The organism is Allobosea sp. NPDC003192 (assembly GCF_050275675.1).
Lineage (GTDB): Bacteria > Pseudomonadota > Alphaproteobacteria > Rhizobiales > Beijerinckiaceae > Allobosea.
The window spans coordinates 14077-31346 of record NZ_JBNNPK010000027.1; the positions used below are offsets into that span (position 1 = coordinate 14077).

General features: G+C 66.1%; 18 protein-coding genes. 10 read left to right on the forward strand and 8 right to left on the reverse strand.

Features of this window, described 5'->3' with window-relative positions; genetic code table 11:
- Positions 1-10 precede the first annotated feature (10 nt).
- Positions 11-919, reverse strand: coding sequence for a DMT family transporter (locus ACQKLX_RS26745; protein WP_427364600.1), 909 nt, complete (start codon positions 917-919; stop codon positions 11-13).
- A 146-nt stretch (positions 920-1065) separates the two neighbouring features.
- Here ACQKLX_RS26745 and ACQKLX_RS26750 point away from each other — a divergent pair, with 146 nt between their 5' ends.
- The 4 genes from ACQKLX_RS26750 (at position 1066) to ACQKLX_RS26765 (ending at position 3636) form a co-directional block, all read left to right on the forward strand.
- Complete coding sequence (locus ACQKLX_RS26750; protein ID WP_427364601.1) at positions 1066-1374, forward strand: ArsR/SmtB family transcription factor; 309 nt, start codon at positions 1066-1068, stop codon at positions 1372-1374.
- An 11-nt stretch (positions 1375-1385) separates the two neighbouring features.
- Positions 1386-1928 (forward strand): SRPBCC family protein, encoded by a 543-nt coding sequence (locus ACQKLX_RS26755; protein WP_427364602.1) that lies wholly within the window; start codon positions 1386-1388, stop codon positions 1926-1928.
- 115 nt (positions 1929-2043) lie between these two features.
- Complete coding sequence (msrP, locus tag ACQKLX_RS26760) at positions 2044-3000, forward strand: protein-methionine-sulfoxide reductase catalytic subunit MsrP (RefSeq protein ID WP_427364603.1); 957 nt, start codon at positions 2044-2046, stop codon at positions 2998-3000.
- 72 nt (positions 3001-3072) lie between these two features.
- Positions 3073-3636, forward strand: a complete 564-nt coding sequence (locus tag ACQKLX_RS26765) for a methylated-DNA--[protein]-cysteine S-methyltransferase (protein WP_427364604.1) — start codon at positions 3073-3075, stop codon at positions 3634-3636.
- 58 nt (positions 3637-3694) lie between these two features.
- On the opposite strand, the gene ACQKLX_RS26770 is transcribed toward ACQKLX_RS26765, so the two are convergent.
- Positions 3695-4660: a Bug family tripartite tricarboxylate transporter substrate binding protein gene (locus ACQKLX_RS26770; RefSeq protein WP_427364605.1), complete on the reverse strand. Its 966-nt coding sequence runs from the start codon at positions 4658-4660 to the stop codon at positions 3695-3697.
- A gap of 197 nt (positions 4661-4857) precedes the next feature.
- A complete protein-coding gene (locus ACQKLX_RS26775; RefSeq protein WP_427364606.1) occupies positions 4858-5310 on the reverse strand; it encodes an Lrp/AsnC family transcriptional regulator in 453 nt (150 codons plus the stop codon).
- Between the two features lie 115 nt (positions 5311-5425).
- On the opposite strand from ACQKLX_RS26775, the gene ACQKLX_RS26780 reads away from it, so the two are divergent.
- Positions 5426-6385, forward strand: a complete 960-nt coding sequence (locus tag ACQKLX_RS26780) for a nucleoside recognition domain-containing protein (protein WP_427364607.1) — start codon at positions 5426-5428, stop codon at positions 6383-6385.
- A gap of 67 nt (positions 6386-6452) precedes the next feature.
- On the opposite strand, the gene ACQKLX_RS26785 is transcribed toward ACQKLX_RS26780, so the two are convergent.
- The 4 genes from ACQKLX_RS26785 to ACQKLX_RS26800 all read right to left on the reverse strand — a co-directional run bounded on the left by ACQKLX_RS26785 (position 6453) and on the right by ACQKLX_RS26800 (position 9372).
- On the reverse strand, positions 6453-6695 hold the full coding sequence (locus ACQKLX_RS26785) for a DUF6894 family protein (protein ID WP_427364608.1): 243 nt from the start codon (positions 6693-6695) through the stop codon (positions 6453-6455).
- A 53-nt stretch (positions 6696-6748) separates the two neighbouring features.
- Positions 6749-7528: a Crp/Fnr family transcriptional regulator gene (locus tag ACQKLX_RS26790; RefSeq protein WP_427364609.1), complete on the reverse strand. Its 780-nt coding sequence runs from the start codon at positions 7526-7528 to the stop codon at positions 6749-6751.
- Between the two features lie 139 nt (positions 7529-7667).
- Positions 7668-8753, reverse strand: a complete 1086-nt coding sequence (locus ACQKLX_RS26795) for a Kelch repeat-containing protein (RefSeq protein ID WP_427364610.1) — start codon at positions 8751-8753, stop codon at positions 7668-7670.
- Between the two features lie 58 nt (positions 8754-8811).
- A complete protein-coding gene (locus ACQKLX_RS26800; protein ID WP_427364611.1) occupies positions 8812-9372 on the reverse strand; it encodes a hypothetical protein in 561 nt (186 codons plus the stop codon).
- Positions 9373-9526: 154 nt separating this feature from the next.
- Here ACQKLX_RS26800 and ACQKLX_RS26805 point away from each other — a divergent pair, with 154 nt between their 5' ends.
- On the forward strand, positions 9527-10288 hold the full coding sequence (locus ACQKLX_RS26805) for an SDR family oxidoreductase (protein WP_427364612.1): 762 nt from the start codon (positions 9527-9529) through the stop codon (positions 10286-10288).
- Between the two features lie 51 nt (positions 10289-10339).
- On the opposite strand, the gene ACQKLX_RS26810 is transcribed toward ACQKLX_RS26805, so the two are convergent.
- Positions 10340-11743, reverse strand: a complete 1404-nt coding sequence (locus ACQKLX_RS26810; RefSeq protein ID WP_427364613.1) for an alanine/glycine:cation symporter family protein — start codon at positions 11741-11743, stop codon at positions 10340-10342.
- Positions 11744-11963: 220 nt separating this feature from the next.
- On the opposite strand from ACQKLX_RS26810, the gene ACQKLX_RS26815 reads away from it, so the two are divergent.
- From ACQKLX_RS26815 to ACQKLX_RS26830, 4 genes are all read left to right on the forward strand, one after another.
- Entirely contained in the window at positions 11964-12632 is a 669-nt protein-coding gene (locus ACQKLX_RS26815; RefSeq protein ID WP_427364614.1) for a cation efflux transmembrane domain-containing protein, read from the forward strand.
- A gap of 156 nt (positions 12633-12788) precedes the next feature.
- Positions 12789-13724, forward strand: a complete 936-nt coding sequence (locus ACQKLX_RS26820) for a sulfurtransferase (RefSeq protein ID WP_427364615.1) — start codon at positions 12789-12791, stop codon at positions 13722-13724.
- 9 nt (positions 13725-13733) lie between these two features.
- Positions 13734-14984 carry a YeeE/YedE family protein gene (locus tag ACQKLX_RS26825; protein WP_427364616.1) on the forward strand — a complete coding sequence of 417 codons (1251 nt, stop codon included), beginning with the start codon at positions 13734-13736 and terminating at the stop codon, positions 14982-14984.
- A gap of 222 nt (positions 14985-15206) precedes the next feature.
- Positions 15207-17192: an acetyl/propionyl/methylcrotonyl-CoA carboxylase subunit alpha gene (locus ACQKLX_RS26830; RefSeq protein WP_427364617.1), complete on the forward strand. Its 1986-nt coding sequence runs from the start codon at positions 15207-15209 to the stop codon at positions 17190-17192.
- The last annotated feature ends 78 nt before the right edge of the window (positions 17193-17270 follow it).

The window sequence follows — 17270 nt, forward strand, 5'->3', positions numbered from 1 at the left end:
CATCTCCGGATCAGTTCTGCTCGATCGTAACACGCTCCTTGGCGGTTTCAGAGGCAGCATTGCCGGCACGCCGCTCCAGGACGAGCAGAGCAAGGCCGGCGGCGATGATCAGCGCGGAGCCGAACAGCATGGCCGGCGTCGGCCAGTCGCCGAAGACGAACCAGCCGAAGACCAGCGCCCAGACGATCAGCGTGTACTGGTAGGGCACCACGACCGAAGCCTCGGCCAGCTTGAGCGAGCGCGTCACGCAGATATGCGCGACCATGGCGACGACGCCGAGGAGGCCGAGTAGTCCGAGGTCCGCGAGTGTCGGCGTCACCCAGCCGAAGGGTAGAAGCACGATGCCCATCACCAGCGCGCCGAGCGTCTGCCAGAAGACCAGCGTGACGTCGGGCGTGCCGCGCAGTTGCCGACCGGTGATCATCATCGCCGCGAAGGAGAAGCTGCCGACGAGCGCGATGATCGCCGGCAAGGACAGGCTCTGCCCCGACGGGTTGAGTGCGATCGCGACGCCGACGAAGCCGGCGACCACGGCGAGCCAGCGCCCGGCATCGACGCGTTCGCCGAGCAGGACCGCCGCCAGCACAACCGCCCAGACCGGCGCCGCCAGCCAGAGCGTCATCGTGTCGGCGAGCGGCAGATAGGACACTGCCCAGTAGAATAGCGCGACCTCGCAGGAGCCCAGCGTGACGCGCAGCAACTGCAGGCCCGGCCGCTCCGGCCGCAGCGTGCGCTGAACGCCCTGCTTGACGACGAAAGGCACGATCACCAGCAGCGCCGCGGCCGAGCGCAGCAGCAGGACCTGGCCGACCGTATAGGTCGCTACCAGCCACTTCCCCATCACGTCGTTGATCGAGAACAGCAGGATGCCGAGCAGCATCATCAGGATGCCGGCGAGGGTGGCGTTTCGGGAGGGCATGATCTCGGATGGGAGGCGTATGGGGAGCCTTTCATGACCTGCAACCGCCGCGACCACAAGCGACATGCATGCAAGGGGAGGGCGCGCCATCGACGTGGCTTGTATTTATGCATTGACTTAATTAAGTTATGTTTTAAATAAAGCGCATGGACCGCTTCACCGCCCTTGCTGACCCGACCCGCCGCCGCATCGTCGAGATGCTGGGCCAGCGCGCCATGGCGGCGGGCGAGATCACCGCGCAGTTCGGCATGAGCGCGCCGGCGATCTCGCAGCATCTCAAGGTGCTGAAGGAGGCGGGGCTGGTGAGCGTCGAGGTCAGCGGCCAGCGCCGGATCTATCGGCTCGATCCCGCCGGGCTCGATGCTTTCGATGCCTGGGTGCGGCAGGTGCGCGGCTTCTGGAATGCGGGGCTCGACCGCCTGGAACGAGAGCTCACCAAACCCGAAGACGAGTAAGGAGTGATGTCATGAACGAATACGGCGTGGTTCTGGAGAGCGGCGCGGTCCGCTTCGAGCGCCTCTTGCCCGGTCCGGTCGAACGGGTCTGGTCCTACCTCACCGAGTCCGACAAGCGCGGGACCTGGCTGGCTTCGGGCGAGATCGAGCCGCGCGTCGGCGGCAAGGCAGACCTCCTGTTCAAGCATTCGCAGATCACAAGCGAGCCGCCCCCCGAGCGCTATCGCGATATGAATGACAATGGCTGGCCGTCCAAGGGCACCGTGACGCGCTACGAGCCGATGACGGCGCTGGCGATGACCTGGCCGGGCGAGGACGATGCAAGTTCCGAAGTGACCTTCGAGCTTGTCCCCGAGGGTGACAAGGTCAGATTGGTGGTGACGCATCGCAAGCTCGCCGACAAGGCGGAGATGATCAGCGTTTCCGGCGGCTGGCACGCCCATCTCGGCGTCCTGGAGGATCGGCTCACCGGCAAACCGCCGCGTGGGTTCTGGTCGGCGATCGAAGGGCTCGAGGCCGACTACACCAAGCGCTACGCCGAACTGCCGGCCTGAGGGCGCCACCTAACTGTCACCCTGACGGGGCGGGAGAGCTGCTCTCCCGCTCGTGACTTGGTGGGTCGGCACCGGATCGACTAAACTTGCTCCGTTACAACGGAGTATGTCCGTCATGTTGATCAAGCGTCGTGCCGGCTGGGAAATGCCCGAAAGCCAGGCGACCCCGGAAGCTGCCTTTCTCAATCGCCGGCAATGGCTCGCTGGCGGTGCCGGCCTGATCGCCGGCGCCGCGCTGCCGCGGGCCGCCGGAGCGCAGGGCCCCGACCCGACGCTGGACCTCTACCCGGCCAAGCGCAACGAGGCCTATACGCTCGACCGGCCGGTGACCGACGAGGAGCTGGCGGCGAACTACAATAATTTCTACGAGTTCGGCACCTCGAAGGAGGTCGCTGCCGCATCGAAGCGGCTGGTCACGCGGCCCTGGACGATCGCGATCGATGGGCTGGTCGAAAAGCCGTTCGAGATCGGCTTCGACGACCTGATCCGCAAGGTCACGCTGCAGGAGCGGCTCTACCGTTTCCGCTGCGTCGAGGCCTGGTCGATGGCGGTGCCATGGACCGGCTTCCCGCTGAAGGAGCTCGTCGCGCTGGCCAAGCCGCTTTCCGGCGCGAAATACGTGCAGATGCAGACCTTCATGAATCCAAGGATGGCGCCCGGACAGTCGCAGCGCTGGTATCCCTGGCCCTATACCGAGGGGCTGACCATCGCCGAGGCGACGCATGACATGACGCTGATGGTGACCGGCATCTACGGCAAGCCGATCCCGACCCAGCATGGCGCGCCGCTGCGGCTGATCACGCCGTGGAAATACGGCTTCAAGTCGGTCAAATCGATCAGCAAGATCAGCTTCGTCGCCGAGCGTCCGAAGACCTTCTGGGAAGGGCTGCAGGCCTCCGAATACGGCTTCTGGGCCAATGTGAACCCGGAGGTCTCGCATCCGCGCTGGAGCCAGGCGAGCGAGCAGGTGCTGGGTTCGCGCGACCGCAAGCCGACGCTGCTGTTCAACGGCTATGCCGAGCAGGTGGCCGATCTCTACAAGGGGCTGGAGAAGGAACGGCTCTGGGCGTGACCGGACGACCGCTGACATTGGGTGGCAGGAATCGGGTGCCCTACGACGCGCCGCTGCGCTAGCGTGGAAGGCATGCAAAACTTCTGTCTCTTCACCACCGCGATCGGCTCCTGCGCCCTGGTCTGGCAAGGTGAGCGCATCATCGCGGCGCAATTGCCCGAGCGTGACGAGGACGCGGCGCGGCGGCGGCTGGCAAAGCGTTTCCCGGACAGCCTCGAGACCGAGCCACCCGCCTTCGTCCGGCAGGCGATCTCCGACGTCGTCGCCTTGCTGGCGGGCGAGCAGCGCGACCTTGCACATCTGCCGATCGATCTTTCGGCGACGCCGGAATTCAACCGGCGCGTCTATGCGGTGGCGCTGGCGATCCCGCCTGGCGAGACGTTGACCTATGGCGAGGTCGCGGCGCGGATCGGCGAGCCCGGCGCGGCGCGGGCCGTCGGCGTCGCGCTCGGCCAGAACCCGATTCCAATCATCGTGCCCTGCCATCGTGTGCTCGCTGCCGGCGGCAAGACCGGTGGCTTCTCGGCCGATGGCGGCGTCGAGACCAAGCTCAGGATTCTGACGATCGAGAAGGCGCGCACCAGCGCGGAACCGTCGCTGTTCGGCGACCTGCCTTTGCAGGCGAGGTTGCGGTAAAGGCGGGTTTCGTAAGGACGGGCTCGCTGCCAGGCAGCGAGCCCGCTTGGTGTCGGCGTCAGTTCTTCGCCAGGCCGAGTTCCTTCAGCACGCCGTTGCCGCGCTCGCTGAAGGTCTTCACATAGTCCTGCAATTGCGCCGGCGTGTCCCAGACCGGGGTGATGCCACGATCGGCCATGCCCTTGCGGACATCTTCGCGCTTCATCGTGCGTTCTGCCGCCTCGTAGAGGATCTTGCGGCGATCGGCCGGCACGCCCTTGGGGGCGGCGATGGCGAACCAATTCTGATAGGTCCAGTCGAGGCCGGCTTCCTTGGCGCTGGGCACGTCGGGGAAGTTCGGGTGACGCTCCTCGGTCATCATCAGGATGGTGCGCACGCGCCCGCCATCGAGCATCGCCTTGGCCTCGATCGGCGAGCCGGTGAAGGCGGTGATGCCGCCGGCTGCGAGATCCTGCAGAGCCGGGGCGCCGCCATTGCTCGGCACCCAGCGGATCTGGTCGGCTGGCAGGCCGGCCGCCTTCATCAGTCCGCCCGAGGCGATGTGCCAGGAGCCGCCGGTGCCGGTGCCGGACGAGGTAAAGGTGCCCTTCGGGCTCTCTTTCACCGCCTTGAGAAAGTCGGCGACGGTCTTGTAGGGCGCGTCCGCCTTGACCGTGACGCCCGCAGGAATCAGAGAGACGCGCGAGAACATGTCGACGCTGTCGACCGTCAGGTCACCGAGGCCGAGCGTCTTGAAGAACGAGAGCTCCGGGCTGACGCCGCCGATCGTGTAGCCGTCGGCCGCGCCGGTCGCGATCGCGGTATGGCCGGTAACGCCGCCGCCGCCGGTGCGGTTGATGACGTTGACCGGCTGCTTCAGCTCGGCCTCGAGCCCGTTGGCGAAGATGCGCATCACCGCGTCCATGCCGCCGCCGGCCGCCCAGGGCACGATCAACTGCACCGGCCGATCCGGGAAGGCGAAGGCCGGCGCTGCGCCGATCGCGAGCGTGGCGACAGCCAAAGCGAGCTTGCGGAAACCCTTCATCATACTCCTCCCATGCTTTGTCATTGCCAAGCTAGTCCTGGCTTCTTGCATGCAAGGAGTAGAGTGCTTGGCGACAGGCGGCAAGAGTGTATGCGGAATTTTGTATGCAGGATATCGCCAAGCTTCCCCTGCATGGTGTCGCTGCTTTGCTCGCGACAGGAACTTTCCCAGCGAGATCAGCGGGTTGTGACGGGTGTTCACAGCGGAACCGCCGTCGTCTCCTTGGCGGTCTTGTTCACGACCATGGTGTAATAGCGCGTGACATTGCTGTGCCCGTCGAAGAGCAGCTCGCACAGCGCCGTCACCTCATCCATGTCGGCCACCCGCAGCATCAGCATCACATCGGTCTGGCCGGTGACGCCATAGGCCTGGACGACCGCCGGCTGGCGCGCCGCCAGTTCCAGGAACCGCCGCCGGCTCGGCTCGTCATGGCGGGCGAGCTCGACGGCGATGATGACCTTGAGGCCCTTGCCGCTCCTGGCGGGATCGAGGATCGCGACGGTGCGCAGGATCAGCCCGGCTGCCTCCAGCCGCCTGATTCGGCGCAGGCAGCTCGACGGCGCAAGGCCGACCTCGTCGGCGAGCTGCGCATTGGTGCGCGAGGCGTCGGTCTGCAGCAGGTTGAGCAGCTTTTTGTCGATGTGGTCCATTGCGGCCATTCCCAGCCAAGCTTCGTGCAATAAAATTGCACGAAGCCGACGATTTTGACCACCGCCGCGCACGCATCGGCGCTAGCGTCCCGGTGTTGACCGAGGATTGCCGCCGATGCCGCTTCAGACCCAGTTCCGCCGCAAGACGATCGAGACCTTCACCGTCTATCGCGAGCTCGTCGTGGTCATGGTGCCGATCGCGATCGCGACGCAGGCTCTGGCGGAGTTCGGGGTCATCAAGGCCGTGTCGCCCTGGCTAGCGCCGGCGATGCAGCTCTTCGGTCTGCCGCCGGAGCTGGCGCTGGCCTGGCTGACCGGGCTGCTGGTCGGGATGTGGGGCGGGGTGATCGTGCTGTTCACCCTGGTGCCGACGCTGGCGCTCAGCAGTGCCGACATGACGGTGTTCTCGACCCTGCTGCTGATGGCGCATGCCATCCCGGTCGAGCAGCGCATCGTCGCCAAGGCCGGACCGAACTTCTGGGCGACGTCGATCATCCGCATCGCCGGGGCGATGGCCTTCGCCGCGCTGCTGCACCAGCTCTTTGCCGCGACCGGCTGGCTGTCGCAGCCGATGGCCCCGGTCTGGATCCCCGCAGCAGGCGAGGGCGGCTGGATCGGCTTCTTCCAAGGGCTGGCGAAGACGCTCGTGGTCATGCTCGCGGTCCTGCTCACTCTGACCTGGGTGATGGAGGTGCTGAGGGCAGCGGGCGTTCTCGATGCGCTCTACAAGGCGCTCGCTCCGCTGTTCCGTTTGGCTGGCCTGCGCCGGGAGGCGCTGCCGTTCACCACCGTCGGCCTGCTGCTCGGCATCTCCTATGGCAGCGGGCTGATGCTGGCCGAGGTGCGCCGGCAGCCGATCGAGCCACGCCAGGTCTTCCTCGCCAGCGTCTTCATGGGCTTCGCCCACAGCCTGATCGAGGACACGCTGATCGTGGTCGCGCTCGGCGCCGATTTGACCAGCGTGCTGTTCGGACGGCTGGTGTTCGCCATTGCCGCGACGGCGGCGGCCGCTTTCGTGCTTGAGCGGTTCGCAACGCCTTCTTCAGTGCCGAGCGATTCTGTGAGCCGGCCCTAGTTGAGCCAGCTAAGCTGGGCGTCTCTCGCCCGGCAGTGCGCCAGCGTAAACTCGGAACTTCCGGCATCTAGTTCTGCGGAATCTCTGCGCCTTCCAGGTTCAATCCGGCGCGATAGAAGGGCCGGCCATATTCGTCGCGCACCACGACGCGCAGGCCAATGTGGTCGGCGATCGGCAGCTTCTCGCCGATCATCACCGCCAGGATGGCATGAGCGGCATGCTTCGCGCTTTCGCGGTCGGGAAAGTCGACGCCTTCGTCGTCGGCGTCGGCAACCATGCCGTCATCGGTGTCGAAATAGAAGCGTGCCATATTCGCAGAATGCCGCTCCTTGCCCTGTGTTCCGCGCTCGGCGGGAAAAACATCTACTTCTTCAAAAGAGGCAGGTGCAGATAGTTCGGATCGAAATCGGCCCGATCGCTCAACTCCCGCCAATTTAGCACGCGTAGCTGGCCGGCGCGAAGTTCGACGAGCTTGGCCCGGCGCAGCTCGCGCAGCTTCTTGTTTATGTGAACAGTCGACAGACCCAGCGCGTCGCCGATCTCGGTCTGGGTCAGTGGCATGACGCAGGTCATTCCGTCCGAGAGACCGATCGACCTCATGCGCGTGATGTATTCGCAAAGGAAGTGGGCGATCCTTGCCGGGGCGCTGCGCTTGCCGATGCTGGCGGTCCATCCGCGCAGGATCGAGGTCTCGATCAGGACCTCCAGCCAGAATGCCCGTGAAAGCTCGCGGGAGTGCTGCAGCGCCTGCTTGATCGCCGAGTGCGGTATGAAGCCGACCGTCGCGGCCGAGATCGTTCCGACGGTGTGGTCCATGACGTCGATATGGATCGACTGCAGGTCGGGGATATCGCCAGGCATGTGCAGCGACAGGATTTGCCGGCCACCGTCCTTGATGACCTTGTAGCGGCAGAGCAATCCCTCGATGACGATGCAGCACTGATCGTTATGCCGGCCCTCAGGGATGATGTCTTTGCGGGCCTCGTAACGTCTCACCGTGATGGGCAGTCCAAGCAGGATGCCGCGGTCGGCGATGGACAGCGCCGACCGTGCCTCCAGCTTCCTGGTCAGGACCTCCAGAACCTGAGACCGCATCAATGCATCCCGCTGTGCGGCCCAGGGGCGCGAAGCGCCAGTCGGCACGCGATGCCGGTAGTGCGGAAAACGATTCTCGGCGCAGTCATTCGCCCTTGGTAGTCGGGGCGATTTCCCTACGGGATGTCATTTGACAAGTATGCCGGCTCGCAGTCGTAGCGCTGCGAGCGCTCGGGCGTTCGCTCGCCTATCCGAGACTGAATGCTTCGTGGATCGCGCTCTGCACGCCCCCACCCATGATCGGGCCGCCGCCGGCGACGTGGATGGCGTCACCGACAAGCGCAGCGCCGAGGCCGTGGCGGGGCGTCAGCATCGGGGCATATTGCTCCCAGCCGTCGCTGGCGGGGTCGTAAGCTTCCATCTGGCCGAAGACGCGGTTGGTGCCTTCGCCGCCCATGATGAAGACCTTGCCGCGATAGAGCACGGCGCCATGGCCGGAGCGGGCGGTCGGCAGCGGGTTGCGCGGCGCCCATTTGTCTGTCGACGGGTCATAGGCGTGGTGCAGGTTCGAATTGGTGTGGAAGCTATCGACGCGGCCGCCGATGACATGAATGAGGTTGCCGATCGCCAGCGTTCCGGTGTGGTCGCGCGCCGTCGGCAACGGCGTGCGCTCGCTCCAGGCATCGGCCTTGGGATCGTAGACGCGGTGCCAGTTGACCGAGGTCTTGCTCTCGGTGGTGTCGCCGATCGCGCCGCCGATCGAATACAGCAGGCCGTTCAGGCCGACGATCGCGGCCGAGCCGATCGGGCGGGGCAGGGGCGCGATCTGCGCCCACTTGTCCGCCTTCGGATCATAGACGAAGCATTGCGGATGCGGCTTGCGGTTCTGCTCGAGGAAGCCGCCGATGGCGTAGAGTTTGCCGTCGAGGAAGGCGACGCCGACATGGTTGGCGCCCTGCGGCAGCGGCGCGCCGTCGACCCATTTGTCGGCCTTGGGGTCGTAGACATGGTGATAGGGCCGGTCGGTGCGCTGCTCGCCATAGCCGCCGACGATGTGCATGCGGTCGTCATGGGCCGCGGCCCATGCCATTTCCGAGCGCGGCAGCGGCAGCAGCGCCTTTGCGCTCCAGCGGCCCGGATTGGCGGCCTTGGGCGCCGGTGAATCGAACACGTTCTGCGAGGTGGCGAGCTCAGGCTTGCCGATGCGGCCGGGCTGGTTCAATCGCTCGTAATGGCCACCATGCTGCTCGTGGCCGGGCTGTTGGGCGAAGGCGGGACCAGCAAGGCCTGCGGCTCCGGCTGCGATGAAACCGCGACGGTTCAGGCTGGTCATGACGCGTCCTCCCTCGCTCGGCACATGTACTCGCAAACCCCGGCGATCGTGCGAAAATCTATTCCTGTGGCCAGGCCTTCAACACGCGCGCGGCGTCCGGTTGCGTCCCTGGCCATAGCTGGACCAAATAGCGGTCGTCCCCGTCCAGCCCGTTTTCCCTAAGGGTATCGAGACCGGACATGTTTGCCCGCACTCCGAGCACGCCGGTTTTCACCGCAAGCCGGGGAGAGCTAGGGATGTAGTCGGTCAAGCCGGCCAGCACGAGCCGGCCCGAAGGGCAGGCAAATCCGGCTTCGACGACATGCTGATAGCCATCGAGGTTCGGGGCAGGGCGTTGAGGATGCCATTCAACGCGAACCGGCACGTGCATATTGCGCGCGGTGAAGACAACGACTTCCTGGGGGCCAGCTACAAGGCGGCGGGCGATATCCTCGTCTGTGAAGGCTTCGGGCAGATCAGAATGGTTTTCGTCGCAGAGATAGATTTGGAAGTAATCGGCGAAGAGGTTGCCCTCGTACAGAATTTGAAACATGAGGTCTCCACGCTGCTGGGCGAGCGCAGGAGCTGCGGCGAGGCCGGCTGCACCGATGATGACGTCGCGACGATCGAGACCAGCCATGTGGAACCTCTCTCGCCGTCACAGTAAGCCAGAGCCTGCGTCAGGCAAGCGCAGGAGCGGGACTGGTTTGCAGGAATGCTGGTTCCGTATACTGCATACGCTGCTAAGGTGCGGCACCTGAAACGGTTTAAATCACGGTAAGGCGAGGAAGCGCATGTCTGGGCATAACAAGGTCGCGATCATCACCGGTGCCGGTTCGGGCGTCGGCAGGTCAGTCGCCATCGCCTTCCTGAAGGACGGCTACCGCACCGTGCTGGCCGGGCGCCGCACCGATGCGCTGGAAGAGACGATCAAGCTTTCGGGCGCGCCGGCCGAGCAGGCACTGGCGGTCTCGACCGACGTGACCGACAAGAAGTCGGTCGAGGCGCTGTTCGCTGCCACCAAGGCCAAGTTCGGCCGCGTCGACGTGCTGTTCAACAATGCCGGTGTCAATGCGCCGGGCGGCGTGCTGCTCGAGGACCTCTCGCTGGAGGACTGGCAGAAGGTGGTCGACACCAACCTGACCGGCCCGTTCCTGTGCACGCAGGAAGCCTTCAAGGCGATGAAGTCGCAGGAGCCGCGTGGCGGGCGCATCATCAACAATGGCTCGATCTCGGCACAGGTGCCGCGGCCGAACTCAGCCGCCTACACGGCGACCAAGCACGCCATCTCCGGCCTGACCAAGACCGCCTCGCTCGACGGGCGCAAATACGACATCGCCGTCGGCCAGGTCGACATCGGCAACGCGCTGACCGAGATGGCCAAGAAGATGACCACCGGCGTGCCGCAGCCGGACGGCTCGATCAAGGTCGAGCCGGTGATGGATGTCGACCATGTCGCCACCACCGTGCTGCACATGGCAGGCCTGCCGCTCGAGGCCAACATCCTCTTTGTCACGGTGATGGCGACCAAGGCCCCGCTCGTCGGCCGCGGCTGAGAAGCTCATCGCCAACCGGCGCCGCCAGGGCGACGCCGGCCGGTTTCGCGGCTATTTCTCGTCCCAGATCTCGCGGTCGATCTTGCCGGCGAGTTCGGGATATTGCGTGGCTTCGAAGCGTGGCACTCCGGTCTTGCGCTGGACGAGGAAGTCGGCGGTGAGCTTGGCCACCGTTCCCGACAAAAGCACGATCGCGATCAGATTGATCGTCGCCATCAGCCCCATCACCGCATCGGCGGCGTCGAACACGGTCGCGACGCTCTCATAGGCGCCCCAGATCACCATCGCCAGCGACGCAAGCCGCAGGATGGTCAATCCGGTCGTGCCGTTGGCGCCGAGATAGGTCATCGCGTTCTCGGCATAGGCGTAATTGCCGATGATCGAGGTGAAGGCGAAGAAGAAGATCGCCACCGCGATGAAATAGCGCCCGGCGGCGCCGATATGCACCGTCATCGCCTCCTGTGTCAGCGGCGTACCGGTGATCCCTGAGCCCGGCACCAGCTTGTGCGAGAGCAGGATCATGATCGCCGTCGCCGTGCAGATCAGGATGGTGTCGATGAAGACGCCGAGCGCCTGGACGAAGCCCTGCGACGACGGGTGATGAGGGTTCGGCGTCGCCACGGCGGCGATGTTGGGGGCCGAGCCCATCCCGGCCTCGTTGGAGAACAGGCCGCGCTTGACGCCGTTCAGCATCGCCGCGGCGATGCCGCCGCCAGCGGCCTCCAGCCCGAAGGCGCTCTTGACGATGAGGGCGAACATCGCCGGCACCTCGGCGATGTTCACGACCAGCACGTAGATCGCGACCAGGAGATAGGCGATCGCCATGAACGGCACGACATATTCGGCGACGCGGGCGATCGTGCTGATGCCGCCGAAGATGACGACCGCCGAAAGGATCGCCAGGGCGACGCCGACATAGATCTTGTTGAAGCCGAAGGCGCCCTGCATCGCGTCGGCGATCGAGTTGGCCTGCACGGCGTTGAAGACCAGGCCGAAGACCAGGATCAGGCAGAGCGAGAACAGCACCGCGGCCCAGGGCGCGTTCAGGCCCTTGGCGATGTAGAAGGCCGGGCCGCCGCGATATTGCCCGTTCTCGTCGCGGACCTTGTAGAGCTGGGCGAGCGTGCTTTCCGAATAGGCGGTGGCCATGCCGACGAGGGCGACCATCCACATCCAGAAGATCGCGCCAGGGCCGCCGAGATAGAGCGCGACCGCGACGCCGGCGAGATTGCCGGTGCCGACGCGCGAGGCGAGGCTGGTGCAGAGCGCCTGGAACGGGGTGATGCCGCTCTTGTCTTCGACAGGGGCGTTGAGCACCGAGCGGAAAAGCTCGGGAAAATGCAGGATCTGAACGAATTTCAGCCGCAGCGTGAAGTAGATGCCGACCGCCAGCAGGCCATAGATCAGGACATAGCCCCAGAAGACGGTATTGAGGAAACCAATGATCGCAGTCATGCCAATCTTCTCCCCGTCAAAGAATGCTCTGAAATTTCGATCTGCTCGCGCGTCGCGGCCGCCTGTGGCGTCTCGCGCGGATCGCGATGCTCGGCCTGCTCATCTCTCCCTGCGGTTGCGTCGCGCCAGCTAAACATGCGCTCCGCGCGTTGGGAAGGAAGTTTGGCTTGCCGTGCAGGCCGATTGCGCGAGACTGGCGCTGCGCGGCGCGGAGCTTCCAGTGGCGGGCCTTGAGAGTTCAGTGCAGAGCGAGCCCGGCCATGCCGCCCCGGTCGATCCAAAGGTCGGGCCTGCCTATCGGCTGACGATCTGGGGCATCGCGCTCGGCATCCTGATCTTCGCCGGCAATGTCGTGCTCTGGGCGATTGCCGTCGGCAACAACCAATTGTTCAAGGACGGCGTCGACTGGGTCTACGACGTTGCGCTCTATGGCATCGCGGCGCTGGTCTTCGGCCGCGACGAGCGGGCCGAGAAGCTGGCGGCGCTCGGCATCGGCGCTGTCATGGCGGTCGCGGGCTTCCATACGCTCTACGACCTCTGGGACAAGATCCTGCGGCCGCGGCCGATCGAGCTGTTCACGCTCGGCTTCTCGGCCGCGAGCGCGATCCTGATCGCCTATCTCATCATCGGCGTGCTCTGGCGCTTCCGGGCCGAGTCCAATCCGGTAATCAAGGCGACCTGGCTGTCGAGCCGGAACGACGCGATCTCGACCACCGGCTTTGCGCTGCTTGGCCTCGCCGCGAGGCTGCTGCCCGTGCGCTGGCCGGAATACCTGTTCGACGTCTTCGTCGCCTTCCTCTGCTTCCAGGCGACCTGGGCGATCTGGCGCGCGACCAGTCAGTCGCAGGATCGAACCAAAGTCGAAGCAAAAGGAGAACATTCTCCCTAGACCAAGGTCGTACGACCCAGTTCTTCCGCCTTGATGGCAAACAAAAAAATCCTGTCCGGCTTCTCCGGCAGGTCGCGTGGCGAAATCATGGCAGCCCCTGCAATTCATGCCGAAGGGTGCCGATGTTTCGGCCCTTCGGCGCCAAGGAGCGCCAGAATGTCCGTCCTCTCCCTCATCCGCCGCGGTGCGGTCGTGCTGGCTGCGAGCCTTGCGCTCGGCGGCGTAGCGCTGGCCCAGACCGGTCCGCTGGTCTCGACCGAGTGGCTGGAGAAGAACCTCAACGATCCCAAGGTCCGGGTCGTCGAGGTCAGCGTCGAGCCCGGCATCTATGAGCGCGGCCATATCCCCGGCGCCCAGAACATCGCCTGGCATACCGACCTGGTCGAGACCGTCTCGCGCGACATCGCCGGTCCCGAGAAGTTCCAGGCGCTCGCCCGCAAGCTCGGCGTCGACAAGGACGTGACCCTCGTCCTCTACGGCGACAACAACAACTGGTTCGCCGCCTGGGGCGCCTGGGTGTTCGACATCTACGGTTTGCGCGACAATGTGAAACTGCTCGATGGCGGCCGCAAGAAATGGGAGCTGGAGAAGCGCCCGGTCGCAACCAATCCGGTGCCGGTGAAGGCGTCCAGCTTCACCGTCGGCGAACCCAACAAGAAACTGCGCGCCCGCCTGACCGACGTCGTCGCCACGGTCGAGAAGAAATCCGAGGCGCGCGTGCTCGACATCCGTTCGCCGGACGAGTTCTCCGGCAAGATCATCGCGCCGGCGGGCTTCCAGGAGCTGGCGCTGCGAGCCGGCCATATCCCCGGTTCGGTCAACGTGCCCTGGGCGCGCGCCGTCAACCAGGCCGACGGGACGCTGAAGTCGCCGGAGGAGCTGAAGAAGCTCTATGCCGAGGTCGGCATCGACGGCTCCAAGCCGGTGATCACCTCCTGCCGGATCGGCGAACGCTCGAGCCACACCTGGTTCATCCTCTCGCGCGTGCTCGGCTATCAGGCCGCCAATTATGACGGCTCCTGGACCGAGTATGGCAACGTCGTCGGCCTGCCGATCAGCAATCCGGCCGGCACGGTCTGGGGTGGCAAGTAAGCCCTCCCGATGAGCATTTCCGACGATAGCGGCGCGCTGGACTATGAGCTGGCGCGCCGGCAGGCGGGGGCGGAGCCGATCAGGCTGCCGCCCCTGCGCTTCATCGCGGCAGCTGTGGTCGCAGTTGCGATCGCGGTCTCGATCTACCTCGTCGGACGCCATGGCGATCCGGCGCCGCAGCTCCAGCTCTCGCTGATTTTGGGCGCCGCCTTCGGCTTCGTGCTGCAGCGCGCGCGTTTCTGCTTCTTCTGCATCTGGAAGGACTGGCTCGACCGGCGCGATCCGCGCGGCCTGCTCGGCATCCTCACGGCGCTGGCCGTCGGACTTGCCGGCTACACCCTGATCTATGGCGCCTGGCTGCCTGATCCCACGGGCACGCGCCTGCCACCGACGGCGCATATCGGCCCGGTCGGCCCAGCGCTGCTGCTGGCGGGGCTCGCCTTCGGCGCCGGCATGGCGATCTCCGGCTCCTGCATCAGCGCCCATCTCTATCGGCTGGGCGAGGGCTCGCCGACTTCGCCCTTCGCGCTGATCGGTGCGGGCCTCGGCTTCATTCTCGGCTTCCTGAGCTGGAACGAGCTCTATCTCCTGACGATCTCCGAGTCGCCGGTGCTGTGGCTGCCGCGCCAGCTCGGCTATGGCGGCGCGCTGCTGGCGGGATTTGCCGTGCTCGGCGCGTTGGCCTGGTGGCTGCTGCGGACCGGACGGCCGAGCGAGCAGGGAGCTTTGGACAAATCGTCGGCCGATCCCGTTGCCACGATCTTCCTGCGGCGCTGGCCTGCTTGGCTTGGTGGCCTCTTCGTCGGGCTGATCGGCGTCGCCGCCTATCTGCGCCTCTCGCCGCTTGGCGTCACCGCCGAACTCGGCTCGCGCTCGCGCCAGGTGGCGACGCAGCTCGATTGGCTGCCGGTGCGGCTGGAAGGGCTCGACAGCTTCCGCGGCTGCGCCACCCTGATCCGCGAGACGCTGCTGACGCCGAACGGTCTCTTCGTTGCCGGGCTGGTCGCGGCTGCCTTTGCCGCGGCGCTGGCGGCGGGCGAGTTCAAGCCGCGGCGACCAACCGGCGGGCACGTCCTGCGCGGGCTGATCGGTGGCGCGCTGCTCGGCTGGGGCACGGTGTTTGGCCTCGGCTGCACGGTCGGCACGCTCCTCTCGGGCATCTCGGCCGGGGCGGTCTCGGGCTGGGTGTTCGCAGTCGGGCTGATCGTCGGCACGACGGTGGCGCTGAAGCTCGGGCGGCGGCTGCGAGTGCTGGACTGAGGCGGCGAAAGCCAGCCGTCATTCTCGGGCGAAGCGAAGCGCAGACCCGAGAATCTCTGGACAGGAGGACGCTGGTCGGAACCTCATCCGGCCTGAGATGCTCGGGTCAAGCCCGAGCATGACGCGTCTTTCGAGACGCTGTGCCCATCCGCCACTTGCGCAACAAGGCGCAGACAAGGGCTTCGGCTGGGCTATAACGGGGCATCGGTTCGAGGATGCCCCATGTCGATTGCCGCCAAACTGCCCTCCATCCTGATCGCCAATCGCGGCGAGATCGCCTGCCGGGTGATCCGCACCGCCAAGCGGCTCGGCCTGCGCACCATCGCGGTCTATTCCGACGCCGATGCCGAGGCGCTGTTCGTCGAGATGGCTGACGAGGCCTATCGGATTGGCCCGGCGCCGGCGCGCGAGAGCTATCTCGACGCGCAGAAGATTCTCGCCGTGGCGAAGGAAGCGGGCGCGGCCTGCATCCACCCGGGTTACGGCTTCCTCTCCGAGAATGTCGAATTCGCCGAGGCCTGCGCTGCGGCCGGCATCGTCTTCGTTGGCCCGCCGGCCTCCGCCATCAGCGCCATGGGCCTGAAGGACGCCGCCAAGGCGCTGGTCGAGAAGGCCAATGTCCCGGTCGTGCCGGGCTATCACGGTGCCGAGCAGGGCGTCGATTTCCTCGCCAATGAGGCCGAGCGCATCGGCTATCCCGTGCTGATCAAGGCGGTCGCCGGCGGCGGCGGCAAGGGCATGAAGAAGGTCGACCGGCCCGAGGATTTCGCCGACGCGCTCGCCAGCGCCCAGCGCGAGGGCAAGAACGCCTTCGGCGATGCGCGCGTGCTGGTCGAGAAATACGTGCTCTCGCCGCGCCATGTCGAAATCCAGGTGTTCGGCGACAGCCATGGCAATGTCGTCCACCTCTATGAGCGCGACTGCTCGCTGCAGCGCCGCCATCAGAAGGTGATCGAGGAGGCGCCGGCGCCGGGCATGACGCCGGAGGTGCGCGCCGCCATGGGTAAGGCGGCGACGGAGGCCGCCAAGGCGGTCGGCTATGTCGGGGCCGGCACGGTCGAGTTCATCGCCGACGGGCGCGATGGCCTCAGGGCCGACCGCTTCTACTTCATGGAGATGAATACCCGCCTCCAGGTCGAGCATCCCGTCACCGAGGCGATCACCGGGCTCGACCTGGTCGAGCTCCAGCTCAAGGTCGCGGCCGGCGAGCCGCTCGGCTTCACGCAGGACGACGTTCGCGCCGAAGGCCATGCCGTCGAGGCGCGGCTCTATGCCGAGGACCCGGAAAAGGGCTTCCTGCCCTCGACCGGCAAGCTCTGGGCGCTGCAGTTCCCGCAGAGCGAGGACATCCGCATCGACACCGGCGTCGAGGCCGGCGATTCGGTGACGCCGTTCTACGACCCGATGATCGCCAAGGTGATCGCCCATGGCCGCACCCGCGACGAGGCGCTCGACCATCTCGCCTTCGCGCTCGGCGAGACCATCGTCGCCGGCCCCCGCACCAATCTCGCCTTCCTGAAGAAGCTCGCCGAGGCGGAGGGCTTCCGGCAGGGGCCGTTCGACACCGGCTTCATCGAGCGCAACATCACAGCGCTCGGGGCCGAGCCGCAGCCGCTCGATGCGGCCGCCGTCGCGGCGGCGGCGCTGCAGCTCGAAGAGGAGCGCCAGGTGGCGCTGCTCGACCTCGCCGTCGAGCGCACCGGCGATGAGGCCAAGTCGCCCTGGCTCGATGCCGACGCCTTCTCGATCATGCCGCGCCCGGCGCTCGGCCTGCCGCTGCTGGTCGATGGCGAGCGGATCGAGGCCAGGATCGAGTGGAACGGCGAGGACGCCCGCGTCTCGCTGCCGGGCCATCCGCTTCCCGAGGGCGAGCATGAGGTGACGCTGGCCCGAGCTGAAGCGGGCACCTATCTCGCTTTGCATCGCGGCCGGCAGACTTCCGTCGCGCTGTTCGACCCGTTCAGCGTCGATCTCAATGCTGCGGCAGGGGCGGGCGGTGTGATCAAGGCGCCGATGCACGGCAAGCTGATCGCGCTCTTCGTCACGGCCGGCGAGGCGGTGGTGAAGGGCCAGCGCCTCGCCATCGTCGAAGCGATGAAGATGGAGCATGTGCTGACCGCCCCGCGCGACGGCACCGTCACCGAGCTCGGGGCCGAGCCGGGCGCGCAGGTAGCGGAAGGCGCGAAGGTGGTCGTGCTGGGGGAATAGCGCGTCATGCTCGGGCTAGACCCGAGAATCTCAGGCCGGAGGAGGCTGTGACCGCGCCTTCTCGTCCTGAGATTCTCG